Below are 6,695 nucleotides of genomic sequence, written 5' to 3' on the forward strand. Positions count from 1 at the left end.
CTCAGGCCACGTTACGATGGCCATTGAGCCGTTGTTCCGCCAGATCGTCAGCGGTGGCACTGGTGGACCAGCCGGCCTGTTCCGCTTCACGGAAGATCCGCGTCAGGGTCGTGCCGATGGCCAGGACGTGCTGGCGGATGCGGGTCGGTCCGACACCGGCGTGTCCCAGGGCCAGGTCGATCAGGCCGCCGGCGTTGGCGACGTAGTCAGGGGCATAGAGGATGTCCCGCTGACGCAGTCTTTCACCGTCCTCGTCCCCGGCCAGTTGATTATTGGCGCTGCCCGCCACCAGGGGCGCACGCAGCCGGGCGATGGTGTCGCGATTGAGCACGGCGCCCAGGGCGCAGGGCACGAAGCCGTCGCAGGGCACGTCGTAGATGGCGTCGGGGGGCACGATCCGGGCCCCCAGCCGGGCGGCCAGTTCGCCGGCCCGTTTGGCATCGGCGTCGGCCAGGGTGAGACGGGCGCCGGCCCGGGTCAGCAGCAGTGCGAGGCGGCTGCCCACATGCCCCACGCCCTGTACGGCGAAGTGCAGACCGCGCAGGTTGTCGCGGTGCAGGCGGTGGCGGACGCTGGCGTCGAGGGCGGCGAACACGCCCAGAGCGGTGAGTGGCGACGGGTCCAGGCCGTCACCGCTGTAGCCCCAGACATGGCGGGTGGTACGGGCCACCTGGTCCAGATCTTCAAGGCCGGTGCCGGCGTCCACGGCTGTGGTGTAACGGCCATTGAGGCTGTCCACGGCGCGGCCGAAGGCCCGGTACAGGGCGCCCCGGTCATAGCCGTCCGTGGGTTCCAGAATCACCGCCTTGCCGCCGCCCAGGGGCAGCCCGGCCAGGGCGGCCTTGTAGCTCATGCCCCGGGCCAGACGCGTGACGTCCTCCAAAGCGGCGTTTTCGTCGTCGTAGCGCAGGCAGCGGCAGCCGCCGACGGCGGGACCCAGTTGGGTGGAGTGAATGGCGATAAGGGCACGCAGCCCGGAGTGCGGATCACGATGCAGGTGCAGCTCGGCAACGTTGGTCCGTTCGAGGTTAGCGAACATGGCAACGCTCTCCTTGTCGTCCCGGGGGCCGGTAAGCCCGCTGTGGGCGGTTCCGGGGCCGGATCACGGCCCCTTTGTTTAAACCATAGCGCGGGTTTGGAGAGGGTGCTTGGATCGATTGGTTATATGGCGGGGAGGGGTTAGCGGGGTTGGGTATGAAGGGGCGACTCGCGCGCGACAAGAGACATGCCGTGGTCATTCGCTGCCAAGGCAGCTTCCCACAGAGAGCTACGTAGCCGCTGTGGGAAGGCACTGATTCGTGGCTCCGGGTTTTTAGCGTGTTGCGTGTCAGCGCGATCCGTGCTCTGGCACCCCCGCCGGCATCCCGCTATGCTGCGCGGCTTCGATGAAGGAGGGCGTAACGGCATGGCGGAACAGTACGACGTGGTGATCATCGGTGCCGGTGCCGCCGGGCTGATGTGCGCCGCCACCGCCGGCTATCGCGGCGCTTCGGTGCTGGTGCTGGACCATGCCAACAAACCCGGCAAGAAAATTCTCATGTCCGGCGGTGGGCGCTGCAATTTCACCAATCTGAACACCACCCCGGCGCATTTCATTTCCGCCAATCCCCACTTTTGCAAATCCGCATTGAGCCGTTATACGCCCTGGCATTTTGTCGAGCTGGTGGAACGGCACGGCATCGAGCATGTGGAAAAAGCGCCGGGGCAGTTGTTTTGCGCCGACTCCAGCAAAGCGATTGTGGCGATGCTGCTCACCGAGTGCGAATGGGCCGGCGTCAGGATCCGGCTGAACACGGCGGTAACCCACATCAACGATCAGCCGGTGGGCACACCTGGATCAGGGCGAATGGAAGGCGGCTTCACGCTACGCACCAACGATGGCGTGGTGCGCGCCGGCAAGGTGGTGATCGCCAGCGGCGGCCTCTCCATTCCCTCCATGGGGGCCAGCCCGTTCGGGTATAAAGTGGCGGAACAATTCGGTTTGCCGGTATTGCCCACACGCGCCGCGCTGGTGCCGTTCACATTGCAGCCGGCGGACAAGGCGTGGCTGGCGGAACTCAGTGGTGTCAGCGCCGAGGTTCGAGCAGAAGCCGGGGGGCAATCTTTCTCCGAGCCCATGTTGATCACGCACCGGGGCTTGTCCGGGCCGGCCATGCTGCAGGTGTCCGCGTTCTGGCAAGCGGGCGCCGATGTCACCGTGGACTGGTTACCAATGCTGGTGGACCCGTACGCGGCTCTGCTGGAAGAACGCAAGCAACATCCCAACGGAACCGTGGAGCGCTGGTTGCGCGCCTTTTTTTCCCAACGTCTGGCGGCGGCCCTGGTGGCGCACTTCGATTGGAAAGGACCGCTCCAGCATCAGAGCAACGAGCGCCTGGCCAGCATCGCCGCCGTGCTCAAGGGCTGGTGTTTCAAACCCTCCGGCACCGAAGGCTACCGCACCGCCGAAGTGACCCTCGGCGGTGTCGACACCGGCGCTGTCTCCTCCAAAACCTTCGAAACCAAAACCGTTCCCGGCCTGTATTTCATCGGCGAAGTCCTCGATGTCACCGGCCAGCTCGGTGGTTTCAATTTCCAATGGGCCTGGGCCAGCGCGGTGGCGGCGGGAACGGCAGTTAATAGTGGATAGTGAACAGGGAACAGGGAACAGGGAACAGGGACGCGAGATAGAGCAGAGTGATTGGAAGACAGTGAGGCCGCGCTCAGGAGTTGGGCGCGGCCTCACTGTTTTTAAAGAAAGTGTTTTCAAAGAAAGTACGATGCTTAACGTCAGTGTGGCTAATTTGCAAAACCTCCCTGCAAATCCGCAACGCCGTTTTTTCCCTATTCACTGTTAACTATTCACTATTCCTTGCCTTTTTTTCACGGCGCTTTCCCATTCCCCGCCAAATGCGCCAGCAGCTGTTCCACCAGTTCGACCCGTTCATCGGCGGTTTCCGACGGCAATTGGAAACGCAGGGTGTGGGCGCCTTCCAGGCGGTAGCGGTTGGGCGCGTTCTGCATCAGTTTGACCACGGTGAGCGGGTCCACCGGGGTGCGTTCGGCGAATTCCAGTTTGCCGCCGGCGGCGTTGGCGTCCACCCGGGTGATGGCCAGGGCATCGGCGCGTTGGCGTAGTTCGGTGATGCGGAACAAAGTTTTCACCGGTTCCGGCAGCAGGCCGAAACGGTCGATCATTTCCACCTGCAATTCCCGTAACTGGTCGCCGGTTTTGCAGCCGGCGATGCGCTTGTACAGGGTCAGGCGGGTGAACACATCCGGCAGGTAGTCTTCCGGGATCAGGGCCGGCACCCTCAGGTTCACTTCCGGGCCGCCGGACAATGGCTTGGCGGTGTCCGGTTGCTCGCCGCGCTTGAGCGCCTCCACCGCTTGTTCAAGCATTTCCATATAGAGTGTGAAACCGATGGTTTCCATGTTGCCGTGCTGTTCTTCTCCGAGCAGTTCGCCGGCGCCGCGGATTTCCAGATCCTGGCTGGCAAGCACGAAGCCGGCGCCCAGATCGGTGGCTTGTTCAATGGCTTCCAGCCTTTTCAGCGCGTCCTTGGTCATCGCCTTGGGGGACGGGGTGACCAGATAGGCGTAGGCCTGGTGGTGGCTGCGGCCGACCCGTCCCCGCAGTTGGTGCAACTGCGCCAGGCCGAGCTTGTCGGCGCGCTCGATGATGATGGTGTTGGCGCTGGGCACGTCGATGCCGGTTTCAATAATGGTGGTGCATACCAGCACGTTGAAACGACGATGGTAGAAGTCGCCCATCACCGCTTCCAGTTCCCGTTCGCGCATCTGGCCGTGGGCGATGCCGACCCGCGCGTCCGGCACCAGCGACCGGATCTGTTCGGCGGCGCGGCTCATGGTGTCGATATCGTTGTGCAAGTAGTAGACCTGGCCGCCACGCAGTAACTCCCGCAGGATCGCTTCCTTGAGAGCGGTGTCGTCCCGCTGCCGTACAAAGGTTTTCACCGACAGGCGCCGCTGCGGTGGCGTGGCGATGATGGAGATGTCGCGCATGCCGCTGAGCGCCATGTTCAAGGTGCGTGGGATCGGGGTGGCGGTGAGGGTGAGGATGTCGCACTCGGCGCGCATTTCCTTGAGCCGCTCTTTGTGGCGCACGCCGAAACGGTGCTCCTCATCGACGATGATCAAGCCCAGGTCCTTGAAGCCAACACTTTCCTGCAGCAACTGATGGGTGCCGACAACGATATCCACTTTGCCCTCGGCAAGCCGTTCCAGCACCTGGCTTTTTTCCTTGGCGCCGCGGAATCGGGACAGCACCTCGATCTGTACCGGCCAGTCGGCGAAGCGGTCGACGAAAGACTCGTAATGCTGCTGGGCGAGCAGGGTGGTGGGGACCAGGACCGCCACCTGAGTACCGTTCTGGACGGCGGCGAAGGCGGCGCGCATGGCCACTTCGGTCTTGCCGAAACCGACATCGCCGCACACCAGCCGGTCCATCGGCTTTTGCCGCTGCATGTCGGCCAGTACCGCGTTGATGGCGTTTTCCTGGTCCGGGGTTTCCTCGAACGGGAAGCCGCTGGCGAAGCGCTGATAATCCTCTTGTTCCAGCGGGAAGGCCCGGCCTTCGCGTGCCTCGCGACGGGCGTAGGTGTTGAGCAACTCCGCCGCCACATCGTTGATTTTTTCCGCGGCTTTTTGCCGCGCCTTGCTCCATTGCTCACTGCCCAGACGATTCAGTGGCGGGTGCTCGCCGCCGCCGTAGCGGCTGATCAGATGCAATGAGGACACCGGCACGTAAAGCTTGTCGCCGCCGGCGTATTCCAGCAGCAGAAATTCGTGGGGCTGGTGATCCACGGTCATGTGCACCAGGCCCTGATAGCGGCCGACGCCGTGGTCCAGGTGCACCACCGGAGCGCCAATGGTGAGCTCGCCCAGGGAGCGGACCGCCAGATCCTGGCCGCTGTCCTCGCTGGTGCGGCGCCGCCGCCGTTGCATGATCCGCTCGCCGTACAGTTCGCTTTCGCTGACCACCAGCAAATCGTGGTCCGGCGCGTAAAAGCCGGCGTCCAACTCGCCCCGGGTCAGATTCCAGCGCTCGGGGGCGTCGAGAAAGTCCCGCCAGCCTTCTTTCAATGCCGGTTGGATCGAGACCTTTTGCATCAGTTCGAGCAGCGCCTCGCGGCGTCCGGCGGTTTCCGCCACCACCAGGATGCGGGTGTCCGGGTGAGCATCGGAGAAAGTATGCAAGGGCGCCAGTACATTGCCGCTGCGCGGGTCGGCGGCAAGTCGGGGCGAGGGCGCCAGGTTGAATGTCAGTGCCTGTTCGGAGTCGCGCACCCGGGCGCGGGGCAGGGTTTTCCAGGCGCCGGCCAACTCGTCCGGGCGCAGGAACAGGCTGTGCGGCGGCAGCACCGGCCGGCGGATATCGTGGCGGCGGGATTCATAGCGCTGATTGACTTCGTCCCAGAAGTGGTTGGCGGCCTCTTCGCATTCGGCCAGTTCCACCACCCGGGCGTTGGCCGGCAGGTAATCGAACAAAGTGGCCAATTGATCGAAGAACAGCGGCAGATAGTATTCCAGCCCCGGGCTGGCGATGCCTTCGGACACTTCTTCATAGAGCGGTACTTTTCTGGGCTCCACATCGAAGGTTTCACGGAAGGCGCCGCGGAAATGGCGGATGCCGTCCTGGCTGAGCGGGTACTCCGCCGCCGGCAGCAGATTGATGTCCTGGACCTGTCCGGTGGAGCGCTGGGTCTCCGGGTCGAACAGACGCAGGGATTCGATGTCCTGGTCGAACAGTTCCACCCGGAACGGCTGCGTCGCGCCCATGGGGAAAATGTCCATGATGGCGCCGCGCACGGCGAACTCGCCGTGCTCGTAGACGTTGTCGCGCTGCCGGTAGCCGCAGGCCACCAGTTGCTGGCGGGTGGCTTCCATGTCGAAGGTGTCATTGACCTTGAGCTGGAAATGATTGCCATTGATATGGATCGGCGGCGCCAGCCGCTGCATCAGGGTGTTCACCGGTACCACCAGAACGCCGCCACGGGCCTGGCCGAGCCAGTGCAGCGCCTGGATGCGGTCGCTGACGATGTCCTGGTGGGGACTGAACAGATCGTAGGGCAGGGTTTCCCAGTCCGGAAACAGCCGCACCGGCACTTCCCGGTCCGCCAGATAAAAGGACAGGGAGTCCGCCAGTTGCTGGGCACGGTTGCTGGACGGCGCGGCCACCAACAGCAGGCCCTCCTCGCGGCGGGCCAGTTCCGCCAGTACCGCCGCCAGACCACCGGCGCCGGGATCGCGCCAGTCGCGGTAGTGTTCACGTCCAGTGGAAAACAGGGAAGAATCGGGTAACAGGGTCATCAAGGGCCTCCAGCGCGGGCGCATTGTAGCAGGGGCGGGGCGGAGGGACACGCCGGACGCCGGGCGCCGGACGCTAAAGTCAAAACCTGGGGCTGCGGGCATTGCGGAAATAAAAAATTGCCGGGAGCAATTTTTAACGTTGCTTGGCGACGGCCCGAAGGGTGACCGCCATGGACGGCGGTCATAAAAAATTGCCGGGAGCAATTTTTAACGTTGCTCGGCGACGGCTTCCCGTATTCCTCGGTTACCTCGAAGATACCCTTTCAGAGGTGGCTACAGCGCTGCTGTGGGAAGAGGCCCGAGTGGCGCTCCGCTTGGTCGCGAATGCCCTGGGCCGTTGGCGATTCGCTTGCCAGCAAGCTTCCCACAGCGGCGCTGTAGCC

At 63.9% G+C, this 6,695-nt stretch carries 4 protein-coding genes; 2 read left to right on the forward strand and 2 right to left on the reverse strand.

Annotated features, from left to right (window positions below; genetic code table 11):
• Position 1 precedes the first annotated feature (1 nt).
• On the reverse strand, positions 2 to 1,039 hold the full coding sequence (locus A6D6_RS12015) for a Leu/Phe/Val dehydrogenase (RefSeq protein ID WP_159660860.1): 1,038 nt from the start codon (positions 1,037 to 1,039) through the stop codon (positions 2 to 4).
• 366 nt (positions 1,040 to 1,405) lie between these two features.
• Here A6D6_RS12015 and A6D6_RS12020 point away from each other — a divergent pair, with 366 nt between their 5' ends.
• The gene (locus A6D6_RS12020; protein ID WP_236564092.1) at positions 1,406 to 2,629 is read left to right on the forward strand and encodes a BaiN/RdsA family NAD(P)/FAD-dependent oxidoreductase; all 1,224 of its coding nucleotides are present in this window, start codon (positions 1,406 to 1,408) and stop codon (positions 2,627 to 2,629) included.
• Positions 2,630 to 2,862: 233 nt separating this feature from the next.
• Here the strand turns inward: A6D6_RS12020 and mfd are convergent, their stop codons facing one another.
• Positions 2,863 to 6,312, reverse strand: coding sequence for a transcription-repair coupling factor (gene mfd / locus A6D6_RS12025; protein ID WP_159660861.1), 3,450 nt, complete (start codon positions 6,310 to 6,312; stop codon positions 2,863 to 2,865).
• A gap of 170 nt (positions 6,313 to 6,482) precedes the next feature.
• Between mfd and A6D6_RS21890 the strand changes: the two genes are divergently transcribed.
• Positions 6,483 to 6,695: hypothetical protein (locus A6D6_RS21890; protein WP_236564093.1), on the forward strand; the 213-nt coding region annotated here is incomplete at its 3' end.

The sequence above is a fragment of the Alcanivorax xiamenensis genome (assembly GCF_009846745.1).
Taxonomy (GTDB): domain Bacteria; phylum Pseudomonadota; class Gammaproteobacteria; order Pseudomonadales; family Alcanivoracaceae; genus Alloalcanivorax; species Alloalcanivorax xiamenensis.

Excerpts from the sequence above, each read along its gene's own strand:
- A6D6_RS12015 (WP_159660860.1), bottom strand. The coding sequence starts at position 1,039 with ATGTTCGCTAACCTCGAACGGACCAACGTTGCCGAGCTGCACCTGCAT.
- A6D6_RS12020 (WP_236564092.1), top strand. The coding sequence starts at position 1,406 with ATGGCGGAACAGTACGACGTGGTGATCATCGGTGCCGGTGCCGCCGGG.
- mfd (WP_159660861.1), bottom strand. The coding sequence starts at position 6,312 with ATGACCCTGTTACCCGATTCTTCCCTGTTTTCCACTGGACGTGAACAC.